The sequence below is a fragment of the Bradyrhizobium sp. HKCCYLR20261 genome (genome assembly GCF_051168435.1).
GTDB lineage: Bacteria > Pseudomonadota > Alphaproteobacteria > Rhizobiales > Xanthobacteraceae > Bradyrhizobium.
Window position 1 is genome coordinate 543,692 of sequence record NZ_JBNPUZ010000004.1, and the last position, 22,667, is coordinate 566,358.

General features: G+C 67.2%; 16 protein-coding genes. 8 read left to right on the plus strand and 8 right to left on the minus strand.

The window, feature by feature from the left end:
- Positions 1-41: 41 nt before the first annotated feature.
- On the minus strand, positions 42-1,298 hold the full coding sequence (locus ACQR1L_RS12495) for an aspartate kinase (protein ID WP_434858249.1): 1,257 nt from the start codon (positions 1,296-1,298) through the stop codon (positions 42-44).
- A 147-nt stretch (positions 1,299-1,445) separates the two neighbouring features.
- Here ACQR1L_RS12495 and ACQR1L_RS12500 point away from each other — a divergent pair, with 147 nt between their 5' ends.
- Positions 1,446-1,913 (plus strand): PH domain-containing protein, encoded by a 468-nt coding sequence (locus ACQR1L_RS12500; protein ID WP_434858250.1) that lies wholly within the window; start codon positions 1,446-1,448, stop codon positions 1,911-1,913.
- A 48-nt stretch (positions 1,914-1,961) separates the two neighbouring features.
- The gene (gene ubiG, locus ACQR1L_RS12505; protein ID WP_434858251.1) at positions 1,962-2,726 is read left to right on the plus strand and encodes a bifunctional 2-polyprenyl-6-hydroxyphenol methylase/3-demethylubiquinol 3-O-methyltransferase UbiG; all 765 of its coding nucleotides are present in this window, start codon (positions 1,962-1,964) and stop codon (positions 2,724-2,726) included.
- A 36-nt stretch (positions 2,727-2,762) separates the two neighbouring features.
- Here ubiG and ACQR1L_RS12510 read toward each other — a convergent pair whose 3' ends face one another.
- The 4 genes from ACQR1L_RS12510 to ACQR1L_RS12525 all read right to left on the minus strand — a co-directional run bounded on the left by ACQR1L_RS12510 (position 2,763) and on the right by ACQR1L_RS12525 (position 9,050).
- Entirely contained in the window at positions 2,763-4,862 is a 2,100-nt protein-coding gene (locus ACQR1L_RS12510; protein ID WP_434858252.1) for a S9 family peptidase, read from the minus strand.
- Positions 4,863-4,870: 8 nt separating this feature from the next.
- The gene (locus ACQR1L_RS12515) at positions 4,871-6,058 is read right to left on the minus strand and encodes a pyridoxal-phosphate-dependent aminotransferase family protein (RefSeq protein ID WP_434858253.1); all 1,188 of its coding nucleotides are present in this window, start codon (positions 6,056-6,058) and stop codon (positions 4,871-4,873) included.
- A gap of 167 nt (positions 6,059-6,225) precedes the next feature.
- Positions 6,226-6,951, minus strand: a complete 726-nt coding sequence (locus ACQR1L_RS12520; RefSeq protein ID WP_434858303.1) for a thermonuclease family protein — start codon at positions 6,949-6,951, stop codon at positions 6,226-6,228.
- A gap of 374 nt (positions 6,952-7,325) precedes the next feature.
- Entirely contained in the window at positions 7,326-9,050 is a 1,725-nt protein-coding gene (locus ACQR1L_RS12525) for a hypothetical protein (RefSeq protein WP_434858254.1), read from the minus strand.
- 463 nt (positions 9,051-9,513) lie between these two features.
- Between ACQR1L_RS12525 and ACQR1L_RS12530 the strand changes: the two genes are divergently transcribed.
- On the plus strand, positions 9,514-10,368 hold the full coding sequence (locus ACQR1L_RS12530) for a caspase family protein (protein WP_434858255.1): 855 nt from the start codon (positions 9,514-9,516) through the stop codon (positions 10,366-10,368).
- Positions 10,369-10,682: 314 nt separating this feature from the next.
- On the opposite strand, the gene ACQR1L_RS12535 is transcribed toward ACQR1L_RS12530, so the two are convergent.
- Positions 10,683-11,558 carry an efflux RND transporter periplasmic adaptor subunit gene (locus ACQR1L_RS12535; RefSeq protein WP_434858256.1) on the minus strand — a complete coding sequence of 292 codons (876 nt, stop codon included), beginning with the start codon at positions 11,556-11,558 and terminating at the stop codon, positions 10,683-10,685.
- A gap of 211 nt (positions 11,559-11,769) precedes the next feature.
- On the opposite strand from ACQR1L_RS12535, the gene ACQR1L_RS12540 reads away from it, so the two are divergent.
- A complete protein-coding gene (locus ACQR1L_RS12540; RefSeq protein ID WP_434858257.1) occupies positions 11,770-12,747 on the plus strand; it encodes a L,D-transpeptidase family protein in 978 nt (325 codons plus the stop codon).
- A gap of 293 nt (positions 12,748-13,040) precedes the next feature.
- On the opposite strand, the gene ACQR1L_RS12545 is transcribed toward ACQR1L_RS12540, so the two are convergent.
- Positions 13,041-13,847, minus strand: a complete 807-nt coding sequence (locus ACQR1L_RS12545) for an N-acyl homoserine lactonase family protein (protein WP_434858258.1) — start codon at positions 13,845-13,847, stop codon at positions 13,041-13,043.
- A gap of 341 nt (positions 13,848-14,188) precedes the next feature.
- Between ACQR1L_RS12545 and ACQR1L_RS12550 the strand changes: the two genes are divergently transcribed.
- The 4 genes from ACQR1L_RS12550 (at position 14,189) to ACQR1L_RS12565 (ending at position 20,802) form a co-directional block, all read left to right on the plus strand.
- Entirely contained in the window at positions 14,189-15,742 is a 1,554-nt protein-coding gene (locus ACQR1L_RS12550; RefSeq protein WP_434858304.1) for a caspase family protein, read from the plus strand.
- Positions 15,743-15,877: 135 nt separating this feature from the next.
- Entirely contained in the window at positions 15,878-16,561 is a 684-nt protein-coding gene (locus ACQR1L_RS12555; RefSeq protein WP_434858259.1) for an OmpA family protein, read from the plus strand.
- A 168-nt stretch (positions 16,562-16,729) separates the two neighbouring features.
- The gene (locus ACQR1L_RS12560) at positions 16,730-17,656 is read left to right on the plus strand and encodes an efflux RND transporter periplasmic adaptor subunit (protein ID WP_434858260.1); all 927 of its coding nucleotides are present in this window, start codon (positions 16,730-16,732) and stop codon (positions 17,654-17,656) included.
- The gene (locus ACQR1L_RS12565; protein ID WP_434858261.1) at positions 17,656-20,802 is read left to right on the plus strand and encodes an efflux RND transporter permease subunit; all 3,147 of its coding nucleotides are present in this window, start codon (positions 17,656-17,658) and stop codon (positions 20,800-20,802) included. The genes ACQR1L_RS12560 and ACQR1L_RS12565 overlap by 1 nt, the downstream gene beginning before the upstream one ends.
- A 9-nt stretch (positions 20,803-20,811) precedes the next feature.
- Here the strand turns inward: ACQR1L_RS12565 and ACQR1L_RS12570 are convergent, their stop codons facing one another.
- On the minus strand, positions 20,812-22,446 hold the full coding sequence (locus ACQR1L_RS12570; RefSeq protein WP_434858262.1) for a glycosyltransferase family 39 protein: 1,635 nt from the start codon (positions 22,444-22,446) through the stop codon (positions 20,812-20,814).
- Positions 22,447-22,667: the final 221 nt, after the last annotated feature.

A 22,667-nucleotide genomic window follows, 5' to 3' on the forward strand; every position in this document is an offset into this window, starting at 1 on the left:
TGTCGCATAACGGGACAGGTGTGGTCGCGGAGCAGAATTTTCTAGGCCTGGTCCAATCCGTAGAGCGTATGCAGCGTGCGGACGGCCAGTTCGGTATAGGCGGCGTCGATCAGCACCGAGAACTTGATCTCGGAGGTCGTGATCGCGCGGATGTTGATGTTGCGGGCAGCGAGCGCGGCAAAGCCCTTGGCAGCCACGCCGGCATGGCTGCGCATGCCCGAGCCGATCACGGAGACCTTGGCGACATCGGTGGCGGCATCCATGCGCTGGTAGCCGATCTTGTCCTTGGCCGCCGTGATGGTCTCGCGGGCCCGGTTATAGTCGGTCGCCGGCACCGTGAAGGTGAGGTCGGTGGTCTTGCCGTCCTCGGAGACGTTCTGGACGATCATGTCGACGTTGATGTTGGCATCCGCCAGCGGGCCGAAGATCGAGGCCGCGATGCCCGGCTTGTCCTCGATCTGGCGCACCGAGATCTGGGCCTCGTCCTTGGAGAAGGCGATGCCGGTCACGACGTGATTTTCCATGATTTGTTCCTCGCTGCAGATCAGCGTCCCCGGCGGCTGGTTGGCGTGCGGGTCGATATCCTCGGGCTTGTCGAATGAGGAGCGGACGAAGATCGGCATGTTGTGCACCATGCCCAGTTCCACCGAGCGCACCTGCAGCACCTTGGCGCCCTGCGACGCCAGCTCCAGCATGTCCTCGAAGGCGATCTTGTCGAGCCGCTTGGCCTTCGGCACCACGCGGGGGTCGGTGGTGTAGACGCCGTCGACGTCGGTATAGATGTCGCAACGGTCGGCCTTGATGGCGGCGGCGATCGCGACGGCGGAGGTATCGGAGCCGCCGCGGCCGAGCGTGGTGATTCGCCCGGTCTCGGCATTGATGCCCTGGAAGCCTGCGATGACCGCGACCTCCTTGCGCTCCTGGAAACGCTGGATCAGCTCGGTGCCGTCGATGTCGACGATGCGCGCCGAGGCGTGGGCGTCGCTGGTCTTGATCGGGATCTGCCAGCCCTGCCAGGAGCGGGCCTGGATGCCCATGCTCTGCAGCACGATCGCCAGCAGGCCGGAGGTGACCTGCTCGCCCGAGGCCACGACGGCGTCGTATTCGCGCGCGTCATGCATCGGCGAGGCCTCGGTGCACCAGGCCACCAGCTCGTTGGTCTTGCCGGACATCGCCGAGACAACCACAGCGACTTCATGACCGGCATCGACCTCGCGCTTGACGTGGCGCGCGACGTTGCGGATGCGGTCGATGTTGGCGACGGATGTGCCGCCGAATTTCAGCACGAGGCGACCCATGACGACGCGCTCATTCCCATCAGGAGGATAAGTTGACCGGCTCGCGCGGAAAACCGGAGGCGCGCCAGCCGAAACGCGCGTATACATAGCGTCGCGGCCGGGGGCAAGACGGTTCCTTGTGGTGATGGGGTGAGGTAAAGGACTGGTATGGCGCGTTACATCGACGAAATCCTGCAACCCGGCGAGAAGGTGCTGTATTCGACCAATGCGCACTGGATGTTCTACCTGCCCGCCATCGGAGCCTGGATCGTCGTGTTCGGGCTGCTCGTCGCCTCGCGCATGACCCTGAACGACAATCTCGTGATGCTGTCGCTGGCCACGGCCGCCGTCATCGCGGTGGTGGCCCTGTACTGGACCGTGCGGGCCTGGTTCCACCGGCTGACGACCGAGACCGACGTCACCAATCGTCGCGTGGTCCACAAAACCGGTTTCATCCGCCGCCGTACCTTCGAGATGGCGCTCGACAAGGTCGAGAGCGTCGACGTGAACCAGACGATCATGGGACGGGTTCTCAATTACGGCGACGTCACCATCTTGGGCGTGGGCGAAGGCAAGGAGACCATTGCGACCATCGCGGAGCCGCTGGCGTTCCGCAACGCCATCACGGCGCGCTAGCGAGCCGCCGCCGCCCAGCTTCGATCATTTGAGTATGCAGCGATGACAATGCCTCAGGATTCCCGCAGCAGCCCTGTTCCGCCCGGCTCGACCGTCGATCCGGCGGAGATCGCCAAGTTCTCGAAGCTCTCCGAGACGTGGTGGGATCCGAAGGGCAAGATGGCGCCGCTGCACAAGATCAATCCGCTGCGCCTGACCTACATCCGCGATGCCGCCTGCCGGAAATTCGAGCGCAACGCCAAGAGCCTCAACTGCCTCTCGGGCCTGCGCATGCTCGACATCGGCTGCGGCGCCGGCCTGCTGTGCGAGCCGTTCACGCGGCTGGGCGCGCAGGTCGTCGGCGTCGACCCCTCGGCCAGCAACATCGCCGCCGCCAAGCTCCATGCCGAGAAGGGCCATCTGTCGATCGACTACCGCTGCACCACGATCGAGGAGATGGACCCGCGCGAGCGCTTCGACATTGTGCTGGCGATGGAAGTGGTCGAGCACGTCACCGACGTCAGCGCCTTCCTCGGCCGCTGCGCCGCGGTGCTCAAGCCCGGCGGCATGATGGTGGTCTCGACCCTGAACCGCAATTGGAAGAGCTTTGCGCTCGCCATCGTCGGCGCCGAATACGTGCTGCGCTGGCTGCCGCGCGGCACGCATGAATGGAGCAAGTTCGTCACGCCGGACGAGCTGACCAAATACCTGCTCGACAACCGCCTGGTCATCACCGAGCAGAGCGGCGTGGTCTACAGCCCCTTCGCCGATCGCTGGAGCCTGTCGAGCGACATGGACGTGAACTACATGATGGTGGCCGAGCAGATGGTGTGAGGCTCGGCACCGGCCCGGTTGTCGGTCCGACGACGCTCACGCCGTCTTGTCTGCCAGCCCCACCGCCCACAGCGCGAATGCATAGACGATCGCGATCTCGTCGAGCCGGTTGAAGCGGCCCGACGCGCCGCCATGGCCGGCGCCCATGTTGGTGCGCAACACCACAGGACCGCCACCGGTCATCGTCGCGCGGAGACGCGCGATCCACTTCGCAGGCTCCCAATAGGTGACGCGCGGGTCGGTGAGGCCAGCCATCGCCAGGATCGCCGGATAGTCCTTGGCCACGACGTTGTCGTAGGGCGAATAGGACAGGATGGTGCGAAAATCCTTTTCGCTCTCGATCGGGTTGCCCCATTCGGGCCATTCCGGCGGCGTGAGCGGCAGGGTGTCGTCGAGCATGGTGTTGAGCACGTCGACGAACGGCACCTCGGCGACGATGCCGGCGAACAATTCGCCCGAGCGGTTGGCGACCGCGCCCATCAGCATGCCGCCGGCGCTGCCGCCATGGCCGACGATGCGCTTGGCGCTGGTGTAGTTCGCCGCGATCAGCGCGCGGGCACAGGCCGCGAAATCGTCAAAACTGTTGGTCTTCTTCTCGCGCTTGCCGTCGAGGTACCAGCCCCAGCCCTTGTCGGTGCCGCCGCGAATGTGGGCGATGGCATAGACGAAGCCGCGATCGACCAGCGACAGCCGGTTGGCCGAGAACGACGCCGGCATCGCGTGGCCGTAGGAGCCATAGCCATAGAGCAGCAGCGGCGCCGAGCCGTCGGCCTTGAAGTCACGTCGGTGCAACAGTGACACCGGCACCTCGGTGCCGTCGTCCGCCTTGGCCATGATGCGCGTGGTGACGTAGTCCGCCGGATTGTGCCCCGAGGGAATCTCCTGGCGTTTGCGCAGGGTCTTGGCGCGCGTCACCATGTCGTAGTCATAGACTTCCGACGGCGTCGTCATCGACGAATAGGCGAAGCGCAGATTGGTGGTGTCGAACTCGTAGGAGCCCATCGCATCCAGCGAATAGGCGCCCTCGGCGAAGGCGATCGCGTGCTCTTCGCCCGATTTGAGATCCCGGATCACGATCGACGGCAGCGCGTTGGCGCGCTCCAGCCGCACCAGGTGGCCTGAATAGAGATCATGGTCGAGCACGTAGATGCCGGCGCGGTGCGGAATGAGATCGCGCCAGTTGGTGCGCTCGGGTGAGGCCAGCGGTGCCGTCACGATCTTGAAGTCGATCGCGCCGTCGGCATTGGTGAGGATGAACAGCTCGTTACCGCGATCGGCGATCGAATATTGCACGCCGTTCTCGCGCGCGGCGACGAGCCGCGGCGGCGTCTCGGGATGGTCGAGATCGATCAGCCGCTGCTCGGAGGTCTCGTGATCGCCGCCGGCGATGACGCAGAACTTGCCCGAGGTCGACTCGTGGACATGCGTGAACCAGCCGGTGTCCTTTTCCTCATACACCAGCATGTCCTCGGCTTGCTTGGTGCCGAGCTTGTGCCGCCACACCTGCATCGGGCGGTGATTGTCGTCGAGCTTGACGTAGAAGAAGCTCTTGCAGTCCCGCGACCACACCACGCCGCCATCGGTCTCTTCGACGATGTCGGCGAGATCGTCACCGCCGTCCCAGTCGCGGACGCGGATGGTGAAGTATTCCGAGCCCTTGGTGTCGGCGCTCCAGGCGACGAGCTTGTGATCGTGCGAATGCCGGCTGCCGCCAAACTTGAAGTACTCATGGCCGCGCGCCAGCGCATCGCCGTCGAGCCCGATCGTCTCCGCCCCGCCGTTGCGCGGCGTCCGGCAGAACAGCTCGTGCTGGCCGCCTTCGCGGTACTTGCGGAAATAGGCGTAGGGACCGTCAGGCGACGGCACCGAGGAATCGTCCTCCTTGATGCGGCCGCGCATCTCGGCCACGATTTTCTTTTGCAGCGGCGCGGTGTGGCCGAGCACGCTCTCCGCGTAGCCGTTCTCGGCCTCTAGGTAGGCGCGGATGTCCGCATCCAGCAGCGTGGGATCGTGCAGCACCTCCTGCCAGCGCGCATCCTTCAGCCAGGCATAGTCGTCCTGCACGGTGATGCCGTGGCGGGTGAAGGAATGCGGGCGGCGCGGCGCCACCGGCGCCTTGGTGCTGTGATCGGTCATGTCGGTCCTTATGCGGTCACGCTCTCGCCGAGCCACTGGATCGCGGCATCGAGACCGCCGCGGCCATGCGGGATCTTCAACGCCACCAGCGCCATTTCGATCACGCCGAGCGTGCCCAGCACCATCGGCGCGTTGACATGGCCCATATGGGCGATGCGGAACGCCTTGCCGCTGAGATCGCCGATCCCGGTCCCGAGCACGACGCCGCACTGCTCCTTGCAGTAGGTCTGCAGCACGGCCGGATCATAGCCTTCGCCGACCAGCACGGTGGTGACGGTGTTGGAGCGCTCGGCAGCGTCTTCGATGTTGAAGCCGATCACCTGGCCCTCGCTCCACTTCGCGACCGCGCGGCGCACCGCCTCGGCGAGCAGCTGATGGCGTCGGAAGGCGTGCGGCAACCCTTCGGCGAACAGCATGTCCATCGCCTGGCGCAGAGCGAACAGCAGATGTACCGGCGCCGTGCCGCCATATTTGCGATAATGCTCGGCGCCCTCGCGCTCGCTCCAGTCCCAATAGGGCGTACGCAGATTGGCGTGCTTGTGCGCCTCCAGTGCGCGGTCGTTGGCCGCGACGAAGCCGAGGCCGGGCGGGGTCATCAGGCCCTTCTGCGAGCCGGACATCGCGACGTCGATGTGCCACGCGTCCATCTCGAACGGCATGCAGCCGAGCGAGGCGACGGTGTCGACCATGTAGAGGGCGGGGTGGCCCGAAGCCTTGACGGCGCGGCCGATCGCCTCGACGTCGTTGACGACGCCGGAGGCCGTGTCGATCTGCGCCACCACGATCGCCTTGATCGTGTGCTCCTTGTCGGCGCGCAGCCGCGCCTCGACCTCGGCCGGACGCACCGCGCGACGCCAGTCGCCGCGGAGCACCTCGACCTCGGCGCCCATCGCCTTCGCCGCATTACCCCATCCGATCGCGAAGCGGCCGCTCTCGAGCACCAGCACCTTGTCGCCGCGCGACAGCACGTTGGAGAGCACGGCCTCCCAGGCGCCGTGGCCGTTGGCGATGTAGATGTAGGTCTTGCCCTTGGTGGCAAAGAGACGGCCGAGATCCGACATGATGCCGTCGGTCAGCTCCACCATCTGCTTGGAGTAGATGTCGAGCGCCGGGCGGTGCATCGCCTGCAGCACCTCGTCGGGCATCGTGGTGGGTCCCGGGATGGCCAGAAACTCCCGGCCCGCGCGAACGGTCATTGTCAGTGTCCTCAGGCGAAGTGATGTGGGCGAAGTGATTTGGGCGATGTGGTCTTGCGATTGGGGTGGCGGGCTCTCACACGCGGAGCCTGAAACCGTTTTAGGGGGCGCCGCGGCATAAGAAAAGCCGGAGAAGCCGGGAGGCTGGCATGCCGGGGCCGTCCGGCCTAGCGCCTGGTCTCGCGGCAGCCGGCGGCCTCGGCCTCCTCGACCGAGCAGAACCAGCGCGTACCCTTGGCGACGCGCATCTTGATCTGCGCGTACCAGCGACTCGTGGGCGTGTGATAGATGCACTCGCCGGCGCCGTTGACGTTGCCCTTGATGGTGCAGTCGGGCGACGGCGCCACGGGCCCGGAGGCCGACGCGAGCAGGATGGCCTTGGCGCCATCCGGCGGCTTCGTCGCGCCGAGGATCGTGGTCTTCTTGTTGCGCACCCGCCAGTCCCACGGCGCGATGAACGCGCCCTGCCACATCCCGGCCTTGGCGGCGCGCGCCTCGGCCTCATCGGGCTCGTAGTCGTGCGAGAGGGTGCGATAGGCCAGCGCCCAGCCGTGCTGCACCAGCCATTTCTGGATGTCCTCGCCGTCGACGTCGCAGCGCGCCACTTGCCGGCCGCGGCGGTCGATCGAGCGCGGGTGGCACACCCAGCTTTTGCCGTCCGCATGCTTGATGAGCTCGTCGCGCGCGGCCACGCCACAGGTCCAGCGCTCGCCATCCTTGTTCAGGCAGAGCTGATCGACCGACGGCGCGTCGATGCCGCCGAGCCGGACGCGGGTGGTGCCGATCATCACGCTGTCGGCCTCGCGGACCTTGGCGATGCCGGTGATGTCGGCGGCGGACGCGACGGTGGGAAGCAGCAGGAGCAGCGCGAGCAAAGCGGGTTTCATCGACATGAACGGGCGCGGGTCGTCCTTGAGATGGGCAATATCCCCAATTGTGCGGCGGATCGCCTGGCCGTTCCAGCGCGGTGATTGGCTGATCTGCTCAACTTCGCGCGATGCGAGGCCGTCAGGCATGAGGAATTCGGTAACCACCACGGCGGCGGTGCGCTCCCCTCCCCCTTGCGGGGAGGGGTCGGGGGTGGGGGTCTCCGGGCGTTGAGCTCAGCTGTCATGCGACATTCAGACGAGCTTTTTGACGGTCCTTTTCGACGATCGAAGTGCTCAGCAGCGCCCGCGTCTCATTGAGAGCGGGATTCGTGGACCCCCACCCCCGACCCCTCCCCGCAAGGGGGGGAGTCGACCGCCGTTGCCGCTGATGGCTTGGCTCACCGCACGTTCACCCGCCGCGCCAGCGCCAGACCCATCAGCACGAACGCCGAGGTCACCTCCGGGCCACCGACGAGAATTCGCGTCGGGGTCTTCATCTTGTTCCACTCATACGCGCGATATGGATGCCGCCGGCCGCCTTCGCCGAAGCTCGTGACGATGCAATGCACGGCCGGCGCGAAGCTCGCCGCGTTGCCGCCGAGATGGCCGAGCGCGATCAGCGCCAGCGCCGCATCGAACGGATTCATCTCGCGGCCGACCAGTTCGTCCTCGACATAGGCGAGCACGCGCAGGCGGATCAGCTCGAACGCGCCGCCGGGGTCGATCGCCTGCCGCGCGGCCGGCGGCAGCGCCATGAAGGCGTGGTAGCAGCGGCCGAAATAGGCGCAATACAGCTCCGGCAGATAATAGATGTGCGAGCGCGGATCGGCGAAGGCGCCGCTGGTGACGAGCCGCAACTGGAAGCCGACGATGCGCCGGATGACATCCAGCCGCGCCTGCGTCTCCAGGATCTGCCAGCGCGTGAGATTGCGGAACGACACTTCGAGCACGTCGAGGTTCAAGGTCGGATCGAGGTCGTTGCCGTACGGCCGTTCGCCGGCCATGCTGTCGATCCAGGTGGCGACGCCGCCCTCATAGTCGATGTTGTCGTTGATCGGCACCGTCACGCGCGGCTCGTTGCTGCCGGCGCGCACTTGATAACCGGCGTAGAAATCGACCAGAGGCTGGTTCAGGATCGGATCATCAGAACCCGCCTGAGTCGCCGCCGAGAACGAGCACGCCGTGGTGTCGCAGTCGGGCACGTAGACGCCGAAGCCGAGGTCCTGCTTGATCTGGGTGAAGAAGCGCGAGAACCGGGGATGCGGGTGCGGCGCCAGCGCGGTGACGACGTCGTAGCTCTTGCCGTCGGCGCCGCGCACTTCCTCGCGGCTGGTCTTGAGGCAGAACTCGACCATCGCCGCAATCGCGCCGCGTGCCGCGCTGCTCTGTTCTGACGAGGCGAGGCCGGTCTCGAGATAGCTCAGCAGCGCCTCGGTGAAGAACGCGTCGTAATAGGCGGAGCGGTGGCGGATCTGCACCGGCTCCCACATCGGCTCGGCAATGCCGCGCCAGGGCGGGTTGATCACCGCCGCCGCAGGCGAACGGGCGATGAAGACGCGGGCGAGGTTGAACAGCAGGGTCGAGTTCTTGTAGCCGCGCGCGTCCAGCCCCTGCAGCGCCATCGTGACCTCGCGTCCCCTCATGTCGGGATCGCCGATCAGGTTGAAGGCGGCGTAGGTCGGGATGAAGCCGTTGCGGCCGAAGGAGCCGAGCAGGTCGGCGCCGCAGGCTCGGATCACGCGCTCGATCTCGGCCGCCGCAGGCATGGCGACGGCTGCGGTCCGGCGCGGCGGGGCAGGGTGATGCAGCGCGATGCTGTCGACGAGGTCGGCGACCGGGCGGCCGACCTGCTCCCAATCGGGCGTCGGATTGTCGCGGGCCAGAACCAGTGCCTCGCGCAGCGCATTGAGGTGGGCGGGGTCGTTGAGTTCCGGCAGGCCGGCCCGGCGCAGCAGCGTGCGCAGCGCGGGGTTGCCGAGCGCGGTCCGATAGAAGGTCGACAGATGCGGGTCGCCACGGCCGGGCTGACGCAGGATCGGGTCGCACACCTCGTACAGCGAGGGCCCCTCTTTGCGCGCCGTCAGGGCGCGGCAGGCGGCGCCGGCAAAATATGGGAAACTCAAGGCGGGCACTCGTGGCTGGTCACGTGCGGACGGGGATGGGCGGGACGAACGGCCTGTGCTGCTCGAAACGCCCTGCAAACGGCCCGTCACGCGCATGCAGGACGCAAACTGGCATGGGGGGCGGCCAAAGACAACGTGACCGGGCTCACTGCGGAGGTAAGGGATCAGGCGGCATTGTGGCTGTCCGAAGGTCGGCCCCGGGCGCTGGAGAGGTCAGCGTCATGGTTAAATTCGCCTTAATTCCCAAGTGGTTGATAAGTCAATGGTGTTCCGATGTTGCCCTCGCTGCGGGATCAGGTTAAGCCTTTCTTCGTTGCGGCGCCGCAAATTGCGCGCAATTCGACGACACATCGTCTCGCAACCCCTCAAACCTCAGAGGCGTCCGCGCGACCAAAGGGTGCGTACCCCGCACGGGTGCTCACCCCTTGGCCACGATGGACAGGCTCGGACCAGGATTGACGTGATGACCGCAAGGCAGCCTTCTCTCTCCCGCCGAACGGCCGTGATCGCCGCCGCGCTTCTGTGCACGGTGTCGCTCGCGATCGGGGCGCATGCTGCCTTGAACAAGCGGTCGTTCGAGTCGCCGAAGGCGGCCGCCTCCGAGCGCGTGTCGAACGGCAACGCGGCGCGTCTCGCGCTCGTCATCGGCAACGGCCACTATCCGGACGCCAACGCCCCGCTCGCCCAGCCGATCAACGACGCGCGCGCGCTGACCGGCGCGCTGCACCGCGACGGTTTCGACGTCGACGTCGTCGAGGACGCCAGCAAGGACGACATGGCGCGCGCGATCGAGCGCCTCAAGGCGCGGATCAAGCCGGATTCGGTCGTGATGCTGTTCTTCGGCGGCTACGCCATCCAGGCCGGACGCGAGAGCTACATGATCCCGGTCGACGCCAAGATCTGGAAGGAAGCGGACGTCCGCCGCGAGGGCACCAGCATCGAGCGCCTGCTCGACGTCGTCCGCGAGCAGGGCGCGCGCGCCAAGCTGGTCGTGATCGACGCCGCCCGCCGCAATCCCTATGAACGCCGCTTCCGCGCCTATTCGCACGGCCTCGCCCCGATCAATGCGCCCGCCAATGCGCTGATCCTGTCGTCGGCGACGCCGGGCAAGGTGCTCGACGATTCCACCGGCCAGAACAGCGCGCTGGTCGGCGAGCTGCTCAACCAGCTCGGCAAGAGCCCGACCGCCGAAGCCGTCTTCACCAAGACCCGCAACGCCATCGTGCGCAATTCCGACGGCGAGCAGGTCCCCGCGGTGTCCTCCTCCCTGGTCGAGGACATCCGCCTCGGCTCCGAGGTCGCGAACGCGGGCAGCTGAGGCCGTCTTGGCTGCTGCTGATTGCGCCGGGTGAGCCGCACCCTCTTTCCACGCCGGCGGTCCGCTCCCCTCCCCCTTGCGGGGAGGGGTCGGGGGTGGGGGTCTCCGGGCGCCGCACTCAGTGAGTCCTGCAGGTCATTGCGTGGGCGTCTGTGCTGATTGACCGTGCTCGGCAGGGCTAGCGTTCATCACATCGAGCGGAATTCGTGGACCCCCACCCCCGACCCCTCCCCGCAAGGGGGAGGGGAGCCGACCGTCGGTGGCGTGAGAGCCTCGCTTTCTCTCTCGCCGATGCTCGCCCGCCGTTGCCCGCCCTAATTGCTCGCCATCACCGGACGCACCGGGTCGCCTTCGCGCAGCAGGGCGCCGGCGCGGGCGACGACGACGTCGCCTTCGGCGAGGCCGTCGCGGATCTCGACCTGGCCGCCGGCCGTCAGGCCGATCTCGACGCGCTTGGTCTCGATGCGCTGGGCGCGCACCACCTGCACCACGGTGCCGTCGGGATCGTACAGCACCGCCGTCAGCGGCACGGACACGCCGCAGCTCTGGCCGATCTTGATCGCGGCACGGCCGAACGCGTTCACCAGCAGCTTGGCATTGCCGGTGATGCCGATGAACGCCTGTCCGAGCTGGCTGTTCGGCTCGACGGTCGGCGCCACCCGGCGGATCTTGCCCTGGACCTCGCCGGCGCCGACGATGCGGATGCGCGCGGTCTGGTTGACCGCGAGCTTGGACAATTGGGCTGACGGCACCAGCCCGACCAAATCATATTCGTTGCGCGCGAGGATCGAGAACAGCGCCTCGCCACGGCCCGAGGCGAACGCGCCGATGGTGGCGGTCGACGACAGCACGGTGCCGGCGACCGGCGCCTGGATCATGACGCTGCCGCCTTCGGGCGGCGTCAGCCGCGCCAGGTTCTGCCCGGCCGTGACGGTGTCGCCGGCGTCGACCAGCACCTCCGCCACCTTCAGCCCGGGCCGGTCGGGCCGCACCGCCGTCTCGTCGCGCGCCAGCACCATGCCGGACACCTCGACCGTGTTGTCGAAGCAGGCCTTGGTCGCCTTGAGCACGCTGACCGCGGCGCCGCGCGGCGCTGCGTCATCGGCCGCGGCCGCCTGGACCAGAACCAGCAGGCTGGCGGCGAGCATCGGCAGCCGGCGCATCGTGGCGGCAGTGACGGCATGTCCCATGCGAACGCGATCCCCAAAAACCAAGTCATCGAACGGCTCACGGCGGAAATAGCAGACGCGCAGCCGCCGGGCCAGCCGACCCGATTGCTCGGTAGTCGCGCCAGGGGCCCGCGACGTTCAGCATGACAGAACTTAACCGCGCCGAACTTTGCGGTCATCGCCACGTTGTCGCTGCCGACGATCGGCCTGTCTTCACCTGGATATCACCCTCATGCTTCGGCTCTGGATACCGCTTCTGCTCTGCCTCGCTGTCATCACGCCCGCGGTCGCCGCCGACCTCACGGCCGACGCCGTCAACGGCGCCGAATTGCGCAAGCGGCAGCCCTCCGAGGAGAAGATGGACCCGGTGGCGATCCGCGCCCAGGTGCTGCTCGACCGCGCGCATGTGTCGCCGGGCGAGATCGACGGCCGGTTCGGCGACAATGCGCGGCAGGCGCTGGCGGCGTTCGCCCGCACCAAGGGTCTGGCCGGCGACGCGAAGCTGACGCCGGAGGTCTGGGACGCGCTGGTGCGCGGCGACAGCGCACCCGCGATCGTCAGCTACACGATCAGCCGCGACGATGTGAAGGGGCCGTTCCTGGAGAAGCTGCCGAAGCGCATGGAGGACATGAAGGACCTGCCGCGCGTGGGCTACACATCGCTGCGCGAAGCGCTGGCCGAGAAATTCCACATGAGCGAGGCGCTGCTAAGAGCGCTCAATCCCAAGGCCGGTTTCGACAAGGCCGGCGAAACCATCACTGTCGCCAACGTGCTGAAGCCGGACGAGACCGTGCCGGAGATCACCCGGCTCGACATCGACAAGCAGTCCGAGACCGTGCAGGCCTTCGCCAAGGACGGCAAGCTGGTCGCGGTGTTCCCGGCGACCGTCGGCAGCGACGACAAGCCGACCCCGGTCGGCAGCTTCAAGGTGGACTCGATCGATGCCAATCCGAACTATCGCTACAACCCGGACTACAAGTTCAAGGGCGTGAAGGCGCGCAAAGCCTTCGACATCAAGCCCGGCCCGAACAATCCGGTCGGCTCGTACTGGATCGGCCTGTCCATCGGCAACGGCTACGGCATCCACGGCACCGCCGAGCCCTCCAAGGTCGGCAAGTCCGAATCCCACGGCTGCGTCCGCCTGACCAACTGGGACGTCGCGTTCCTCGGCCAGCATCTGTCGAAGAAGGCCGTGGTGGAGCTGCGGTGAGCGAGCGTGCGATCCCGCTCGCTTGAATTGCAGCACAGTGTAATCTGCCGAGCGGCCTCGGCAACCTCCGCTGTCGTCCCGGCGAACGCCGGGACCCATAACCACAGGGAGTAGTTCGGGGCAGGTGTGTCGTTCAAAGCGCGTGCTCACCACGACCGCCACGGCGTATGGATCCCGGATCGGCGCCACGCGGCGCTCGCGCGCGTCGCGGCTTGTCCGGGATGACGGTGGTGGGTGGCGCTGATGGCGGAGCTCCTCGCGATCGCCTTCGATCAAGCAAAGCGCAGCCGCTGCTACGTCGCAAACGACCGCTTCGGCGCCACGTGCAGCGCATAGGCATCGGCCGCGTCGTTCACGCGCGGATAGAGCTCGGTCACCAGCGGATCGTGTCCCGGGATGAAGCGGTCGGGATGACCCGCGAGGCGCTCGATGATCTCCCAGCCGCGCGCCATGTCGCCGATGTCGAGCACGATCGGAAACGGGCTGCGGCGCTGCAGATTGGCGTAGTAATGCGCGGCGTCGGAGGCGAGCACGACGGGGCCGCGCGCGGTCTCGACCCGCACCACCTGCAGGCCGTCGGAATGACCGCCGACGCGGTGCACCGTGACGCCGGGCGCGATCTCGCCGTCGCCGCTATGGAACGTGACGCGCTCGCCATAGACGTGACGCACCATGGTGGTGACGTGCTCGACCGAGAACGGGTGGCGCAGCAGGCCGTTGCACATGCAGCGGCCCGTCGCATAGGCCATCTCGCGCTCCTGCAGATGGAAGCGCGCGTTGGGGAAGCGGTCGAGATTGCCGGCGTGATCGTAATGCAGATGCGTGACGATGATGTCGCGGATCGCGCTCGCGTCGACACCGAACAGCGCCAGCGCATCGACCGGATTGCGCGTCAGTTTGCGGTGGCGCAGCTCGGCCTCGGCGGCGTTGAAGCCGGTGTCGACCAGGATGTCGCGGCCGCCGCTGCGAATCAGCCAGACGAAATAGTCGAGGTCCTGCGCGACGGTGTCGTGCGGATCGGGCTGCAGGAAATTCATCTGCAGCGTGCGCTGGGACATCGTTGCATAGCGCAAGGCATAGATCTCGGTGGCGTTCCCCATGACGGCCTTCTCATTCTTGTTTCGGCATTGACGGCATCGAGCCACCGCCGCGCTGCGAGGTCAATCGCCACCCGCGTCGAACCGGCGGATCGGCTGGCGCGACCCAGTGTGAGGCATCGCACATCATGCGAGACCTCGGCGGCGGCATGGTCTGACGGTGTCATGGCCCGCGGCTTTCGCAAGAGGTTCACGCGGGCGGTCGTCTCGCTCGACGATTCGTCAACCGCTCCAAGCAGTTGACGTGCCGTCACGGCGATTTGATAATGCCTGACGCGTGGGATATGGTCGCCCCGGCGCAAGCTGGACGGCGCCTGATTGCTGACCGCTGGACCGCCATCGTGATGATCTTCCGCCTGCTGTTGCTGCTCGGCCTGCTGTTCTCCGTCGCGTTCTCCGAGACCGCCATGGCGGCCGCCGAGCGCTTTGCGCTCGTGATCGGCAATGCGAAGTATCCCGATGCCGATGCGCCGCTCAAGGAGCCGATCAACGATGCGCGCGATCTCACCGACGAGCTGAAGCGCGACGGCTTCAACGTCGAGACGCTCGAGAATGCGACCGGCGACGCGATGCGCCGCGGCCTCGAGCGGCTCTATGGCAAGCTCAAGCCCGGTTCCGTGGCGCTGCTGTTCTTCTCCGGCTACGGCATCCAGTCGAGCCGGCAGAGCTACATGATCCCGATCGATGCGCAGATCTGGCAGGAAGCCGATGTGCGGCGCGACGGTTTCAGCCTCGAGCAGGTGCTGCAGGAGATCAACAGCCGCGGCGCCGGCGTGAAGATCGCGCTGCTCGATGCCTCCCGGCGCAATCCCTATGAGCGGCGCTTCCGCACCGCATCCGCCGGCCTCGCGCCGGTGATCGCGCCGAGCGGCACCCTGGTGATGTATTCGGCGGCGCTGTCGTCGGTGGTGTCGGATACGGGGCGCGACCGCAGCCTGTTCGTGCAGGAGCTGCTGAAGGAAATCCGTGTTCCCGATCTCACCGCCGAGGAGACGCTGAACCGGACCCGCGTGGGCGTGACCCGCGCCTCGCGCAGCGAGCAGGTGCCGTGGATCTCGTCGTCGCTGGCGGAAGACTTCTCCTTCGTGCCCGGCGCCGGCGGCGGACGTCCGCCGGCCGAGAGCAATGTGGTCGCGCCGCCGGTTCCAACGCCAACGCCCACGCCGACGCAGGTCGTGGTGGCGCCGCCGCTGCCCACGCCGCAGCCACCGCTGCCCCCCGTGCCGTCGCCGCAGCCTACGCCCACTCCGGTCCAGAAGGTGGACACGCCGCCGCCTCCGCCGGTGCCGCCGGTCACCCCGGTTCCGACGTCCTCGCCGGTCATCGCCAACACCGTCCCGACGGCGCCGGTCGTGCCGACCACCCCGGTGACGCCGCCCGTTCCGCCGCCGGACCCGTTTGCCGAAGATCCGACGATCAAGAGCCTCACGGCCAAGATCGCCGCCAATCCCGAGGATGCCGGTGCGCTGTACCGGCGCGGCCAGGTCTATGCGAGCAAGGGCGCCTATCCGCAGGCGATCCGCGACTTCGACGAGACCATCCGGATCAATCCGAAGGACGTCGAAGCGCTCAACAACCGCTGCTGGGCGCGCACCGTCGTCGGCGAGCTGCAGTCGGCGCTGCGCGACTGCAACGAGGCGCTGCGGCTGCGGCCGAATTTCGTCGACGCGCTCGACAGCCGCGGCCTGGTGAACCTGAAGAGCGGCGCGGCCAAGAACGCGATCGCCGATTTCGACGCGGCGCTGAAGATCAATCCGCGGCTGACCTCGTCGCTGTACGGCCGCGGCCTCGCCAAGCAGCGCAACGGCGCAGCGCAGGAAGGCGCGCTCGACATCGCCAACGCCAAGGCGATGGATCCGAACATCGACCGCGAGTTCGAAAGCTACGGCGTCCGCTGATTTCTTGCGCGCGCCGGCCTGCCGGCTCGAACCATGCGGCACGCCGGATCGACATATCGAGCGAACAGCCGGGGTCGCGAGCGGGGGCTACGCGACGCGGCCGGCAGGATCAGTTCGCGTGAACAGGGGATGGCCATGACCGCACCGAAGACGATTTCGACCCATACCGCCGGCCTGACGGGTCTCGTGGTGGCTGCAGCCTTGAGCGCCGTGGTGTCGTTCGGCCTGACGCCGGCCTCCGCCGCGGAGGATGTGACTGAGGATCAGATCGTCCGCGCCCTCGCCGGGCCGAAGAAGCCGCTGACCCGAGGGCTGTCGATGGCGCCGCCGGCCGAGGCTGCCGCCGCGCCCGCCGTCACGCCGGAACAGGACAAGTTCCTGCAGAGCATCCGCGGCCGCTCGACCCGCTCGCTTTCGGTCGCCGAGCGCGAGGAGATCGCGGCGGTCGCCAAGACCAAGCCGAACATCGATCTCGAGATCACCTTCGACTACAACTCCGCCAACATCAGCCAGAAGTCGCTGCCCTCGGTGCAGGCGCTCGGCCGCGCGCTGACCAGCGCCGAGCTGAAGGGCTCGACCTTCGTGCTCGCCGGCCATACCGACGCCGCCGGCGCCGATGCCTATAATCAGGACCTGTCGGAGCGCCGCGCCGACTCGATCAAGCGCTATCTGGTCGAGAAGTTCGGCATCGCCGGCACCGATCTGGTCACGGTCGGCTACGGCAAGAGCAAGCTGAAAAATCCGGCCCAGCCGCTCGCCGAGGTCAACCGCCGCGTCCAGGTCGTCAACATGCAGAGCAAGACGGCGTCCGCCAAGTAGTCGGCGTCTGCAAAGCGCCATTGGGGGTCGCGTGGCCTTGTACCGAGCAGCCGAGATGCGTCCCGCAACCTTGCGGGGCGCATCGTCTCGTCGGATGCTCGTCACGGCCTTCGTGGCCGCATACGCTGTCGCTAGTCCGCACCTCGAGCCGACCGGATCGATTTTCCGATGAAGCTGCCCAAACTCGTCAAGCAAGCCGTGACCGGCGTGGTCTTCCTCGGCCTGTTCGCCGGCTATTATCTGTACGAGCATCGCGGACATCAGACCGCTGAAGAGCCGCGCATGCAGGCGCAGGTGCTGGTCACCAAGGCCGGCAAGGCCTGCTTCTCCGATCTCGTGCGCGTCACCGGCTTCGTCGTGCCCCGCCGCGAGGCCGTGGTCGGCGCCGATCAGGAAGGCTCGCGCGTCACCGACGTGCTGGTGAAGGAAGGCGACACCGTCACCGAGAACCAGGAGCTTGCGCGGCTGACACCGCCGCCGCCCCAGCCGGGGGCGCCGGCCGCGGCGGCCGGCCGGCCGGTGTCCCTTCGCGCGCCGGCCGCGGGCCTCGTCACCGAGGTGCGCACCATCGCCGGCGTCCCGGCCTCGCCGCAGGCTGGACCGATGTTCCGTATCGCCGTCAACAACGAGCTGGAACTCGACGCCGAAGTCCCCAGCATTCATCTGCTGAAGCTCAGCGCCGGCGCGCCGGTGCGCATCAGCCGCGACAATCTCCCCGACATCGTCGGGAAGCTGCGCGTCGTCGGCCCGCAGGTCGACCGCACCACGCAGCTGGGCCATGTCCGGATCGCGCTCACCAGCAATCCGTCCCTCAAGCCCGGCATGTTCGCGCGCGCCAACATCGATGCGCGGCGCAGCTGCGGCGTTGCCGTTCCCAACACGGCGATCGATCACCTCACCATTCAGGTCGTGAAGGGCGACGTCGTCGAGACGCGCAAGGTTCGGGTCGGGCTGGTGTCCGATACCTCGACCGAAATTCTCGAAGGCCTGGCCGAGGGCGAGGTGGTCGTGGCCGACGCCGGCAGCTCGCTGCATGACGGCGACCAGATCAAGACCATGTTCGCCGAAGACATCGATCGCACGCGGGTACGCTGATGGCACTGAATATCTCGGCATGGTCGATCCGGAACCCGCTGCCGTCGATTCTCTTCTCGATCATCCTGCTCGTGCTGGGCTGGATGAGCTTCACCAAGCTCGCGGTGACGCGGCTGCCGAACGCCGACATTCCGGTGATCTCGGTGGCGGTGGCGCAGTTCGGCGCGGCGCCGTCGGAGCTTGAATCCCAGGTCACCAAGATCATCGAGGACGGCGTCTCCGGCGTCGAAGGCGCCCGCCACATCCAGTCGCTGATCACCGATGGTCTCTCCGTTACGACCATCACCTTCGCGCTGGAGACCAATACCGACCGCGCCATCAACGACGTCAAGGACGCCGTGACGCGGGTGCGCTCGGATCTGCCGCAGAACGTCACCGAGCCCCTGATCTCGCGCGTCGACAAGATCGGCCTGCCGATCGTCACCTATGCCGCGATCTCGCCCGGCAAGACGCCGGAGCAGCTCTCGTTCTTCGTCGACGACGTGGTCAAGCGCGAGCTGCAGGGCGTGCGCGGCGTCAGCCAGGTCGAGCGCATCGGCGGTGTCGAGCGCGAGATCCTTGTCTCGCTCGATCCCGACCGGCTGCAGGCGATGGGCCTCACCGCCGTCAATGTCAGCCAGAGCCTGCGCGGCACCAATGTCGACGTCGCCGGCGGCCGCGCCGAGATCGGCAAGAACGACCAGGCGATCCGCACGCTCGCCGGCGCCAAGACGCTCAACGAGCTCTCGAACACGATGATCCCGCTGTTCGGCGGCGGCGAGGTCCGGCTCGCCGATCTCGGCACCGTCACCGACACCATCGCCGACCGCCGCACCTTCGCGCGCTTCAACGGCGAGCCGGTGGTGGCGCTCGGCATCAAGCGCGCCAAGGGCGCCAGCGACGTGGTCGTTGCGGCCGCCGTTCAGAAGCGCATCGACCAGGTGAAGGCCGCGCATCCCGACGTCGAGCTGAAGCTGATCGATACGTCGGTCGAGTTCACCAAGGGCAATTACGACGCGGCGATCTCGACCCTGTTCGAGGGCGCGATCCTCGCCGTCATCATCGTGCTCCTGTTCCTGCGCGATCTCCGGGCGACGATCATCGCGGCGATCTCGCTGCCGCTGTCGATCTTCCCGGCGTTCTGGGCGATGGACATCCTCGGCTTCTCGTTGAACATGGTCTCGTTCCTCGCCATCACGCTGTCGACCGGCATTCTCGTCGACGACGCGATCGTCGAGATCGAGAACATCGTGCGCCACATGCGCATGGGCAAGTCGCCCTATCGCGCGGCGCTCGACGCCGCCGACGAGATCGGACTCGCGGTCATCGCCATCAGCCTCACGATCATCGCGATCTTCGCGCCGGCCAGCTTCATGTCCGGCATCGCCGGCCAGTTCTTCAAGCAGTTCGGCATCACCGTCTCGGTGCAGGTGTTCTTCTCGCTGCTGGCCGCACGCTTCGTGACGCCGATGCTGGCGGCCTATTTCATGAAGCATCACGACCACGAGGATCCGCCGCCGGGTTTCATCCTGCGCGCCTATCATCGCATCGTGACCTGGTCGGTGAAACACTACTACATCACGATCCTGCTCGGCGTCGGCATCTTCGCGGCCTCGATCTGGAGCACGACGCTGCTGTCGAAAGGCTTCCTGCCGGCCCAGGACGCCGCGCGATCGCTGCTCGCGATCGAGCTGCCGCCGGGCGCGCAGCTCGCCTATACGGAGAAGGTCACCGAGGAGATCGTGGCGCGGCTGCGCAAGCGGCCGGAGGTGCGCAGCGTATTCGTCGACGGCGGCCGGCTGCAGGGCGCGATGGAGGTCCGCCGCGCCGGCATGATCGTCAACTACACGCCGAAGACCGAACGCAAGATCACGCAGAAGGAGCTCGAGCTCGCGATCTCCAAGGAGCTCGAGACCATCCCCGACATCCGGTTCTGGTTCACCGATGAGAACGGCCTGCGCCCGATCAAGCTGGTCTTGACCGGCACCGATCCCAAGCTGGTCGACAATGTCGCGAGCGAACTGGCGTCGCAGATGCGGCGGATTCCGATCATCTCCAACGTGGTCTCCGACACTTCGCTCGACCGGCCGGAGCTGCGGGTGCAGCCGCGCGCCGATCTCGCCGCGCGTCTCGGCGTCTCCACCGAGAGCCTGTCGCAGACCATCCGCGTCGCCACCATCGGCGACGTCGGGCCGGCGCTGGCGAAATACGACGTCGGCGGCCGCCTGGTGCCGATCCGGGTGCAGTTGGAGGATGCCGCGCGCAGCGACGTGAAGATCCTCGAACAATTGCGCGTGCCGCTCGGCCAGTTCGGCGAAAAGGGTGGCGTGCCGCTGGCGGTGGTCGCCGACATCAAGCTCGATCAGGGGCCGACCAGCATCAGCCGTTACGATCGCGGCCGCCAGGCGACGGTCTCCGCCGATCTCGTCGGTCTGGCCGCGCTCGGCGATGCCACCAAGCTGATCGACGAGCTGCCGGTGCGAAAGACCATGCCGGCGAGCGTCAAGCTGATCCCATCCGACGACGCCGAGAGCCTGAACGAGCTGGCCTCCGGCTTCATCACGGCGATCACGGCCGGCCTGATGATCGTCTATGCGGTGCTGGTGCTGCTGTTCGGCACCTTCCTGCAGCCGATCACGATCCTGTTCTCTCTGCCGCTTTCGATCGGTGGTGCCATCGCCGCGCTGATGCTGACCGGCAAGCAGCTCACGATCCCCGTCTATATCGGCATGATGATGCTGATGGGCATCGTCACCAAGAACGCGATCATGCTGGTCGAGTTCGCGATCGAGGCGATCCATGCGGGTGTCAGGCGCGACGAGGCGATCATCGACGCCGGCATGAAGCGCGCGCGGCCGATCGTGATGACCACGATCGCGATGGTCGCCGGCATGATGCCGAGCGCGCTCGCGGTCGGCGCCGGCGGCGAATTCCGCTCGCCGATGGCGCTCGCGGTGATCGGTGGCCTCGTGTTCTCGACCGTGCTGTCGCTGCTGTTCGTGCCGGCGATGTTCCTGGTGATGGACGACGTCGGATCCGTGTTCGCGCGGCTCGGCCGCAAGCTGGTCGTCTCCTCCGGCGACGCCACCGACGAGGCGGACCACGCGGCAGCGGGGCATGACCACAAGCCGCCGCCGCCCGCGGCGATCTCGCCGGCGGCGGAATGATACGCGAGGTCAGTCGGCGGCCGGAATCATCCGCCTCGCGGCACTGACATCCTGCGGCGCGTCGGGGGCGTTCTCGGTCGGCGCCTCGGCCGCGGGCGGCACGATCAGTGCAACGAAGCCCTGGCTCGCGCCCGGCCAGCCGAACAGCTTGGTCCGGAGCGTGAAGTCGACACGGACCGATCGCTTCGCCAGCGCCGCCGCCTGCTGCATGCCGCCGACGCAGGACAGGTCGGTGTCGTAGCACAGCGCGGCCCAGCCCTGCGCGGTCAGCGTCGTGCTCGGCGTCTGCAGCTCGTGCGGGTGCACCAGCGCGGCTTCATAGCGCGGATGGTCGGCGCCGTAGAACGCCGCCGCAAAGGCCAGCCCGTCATCGCCGCCGACATGGGCGAGGGGGCGGTCCGAAGTGGTCCGCCACAGCCGGTCGAGTTCGGCCGCCGCCGGCTGATAGAAATTGCGGCCCTCGTTCAAGGGCACGTAGTTGCGATACAGCGCATGCAGCGGCGCAACCACGATGGCCGCGAGCACGGCCATCCAGATCGTCGTCGCCGCGAGTCTGACGGTCATCTCGCGCGGGGCCTGGTAGCTGGCGCCGCACACGATCACGATGACGAACAGGAACACACCCTGCAGGCCCCAGAGCGGCGGCATGTCGGTGCCGAACATCGCCGACACCATCGCCGGGAGCGTCACGGTGCCGATGCCAATCATCGCCAGCAGCCGCAGCCCGGAGCCCAGGCTGAGCGCATCGTTGAGCACTTGGCTCGGACGCGGCCGCGTCATCGCCAGCCAGATCAGGCCGGGAATGCCGACGATGCCGGCCATCGCGACCACGAATCCCCCGGCCTCGACCAGGGCCGCCGCGGCCGACTTGCCGACATGGTGCTCGACCGCATGCGAGAAGGGCTGCGCGCCGGTCGTGGCGAGCCACAGGATATGAGGAGCCAGCGCAGCCAGCCCGGACAGCGCCGCGATCCAGGGCGCGGACGAGGTGAAATAGGCGCGCCGCTCGCTGTGGCACAGCGCCGCGATGGCGAAGCTCACGATCAGGAAGATCGAGTAGTACTTGCCGAGCATGGCAAGCGCGGCAGTGAGGCCAGCGGCGACCGCCCAGCCGGCGTGGCGGGTCTCGAACGAGCGCAGGAAGCACCAGGTCGCGAGCGGCCAGCTCGACAGCAGCACCGCATTGGCGTTGAAGCGCTGCGCGTGCAGCTGATAGACCGGCAGCAGCATCAGCAGCAGCAGCACGGTCAGGCGCTTGTCGCCGCGCGCGAAGCGCCGGCTGATGCGGTCGACGGCCCAGAGTCCGGCCGCGCCATTGGTCAGCGCCAGCAGGTTGAACGACCAGTTTGTGAGCGGAAACACCGTGGTCCAGGCCCACGCGGCCCATCCCATCAGCGGCGGATGCTTGGTCGAGCCCCACTCGAAGCTGCGCCCGAGCGACCAGGTCTCGATCACGTCCTGGTGGAGATCGCCGCCGAGATAGGCCAGCGAAAAATACGCCATCCAGACCGCGACGAAGCCCGCGATCAGCGCCGGCACCGCCCAGCCGTCCTCGACGGCATCGATCCACACCGTGAGAGCCTTGCGCCAGCGGACACCCGAACCATTGGTCGCGATCGCGATCGCCGGCAGCGCAAGACTCATGATTTCCCTTCCAACAATGGTGTTCGAGCCTGGCGCGCACCCCATCGCCCGCGCATGATGTGCGCGGACGATGGGGACAGCACCGGTGCCGGATTGACCCTGTTGGAATCGTTAAAAACGGTTCATGTCGCAAATTGTGAGGCGCGGTGGCCCAAATGCGATCATGTTTGGCCGAGCTGGATACGCGCCGATGCACAATGGCCGGTTCCGGCCATCAGGCC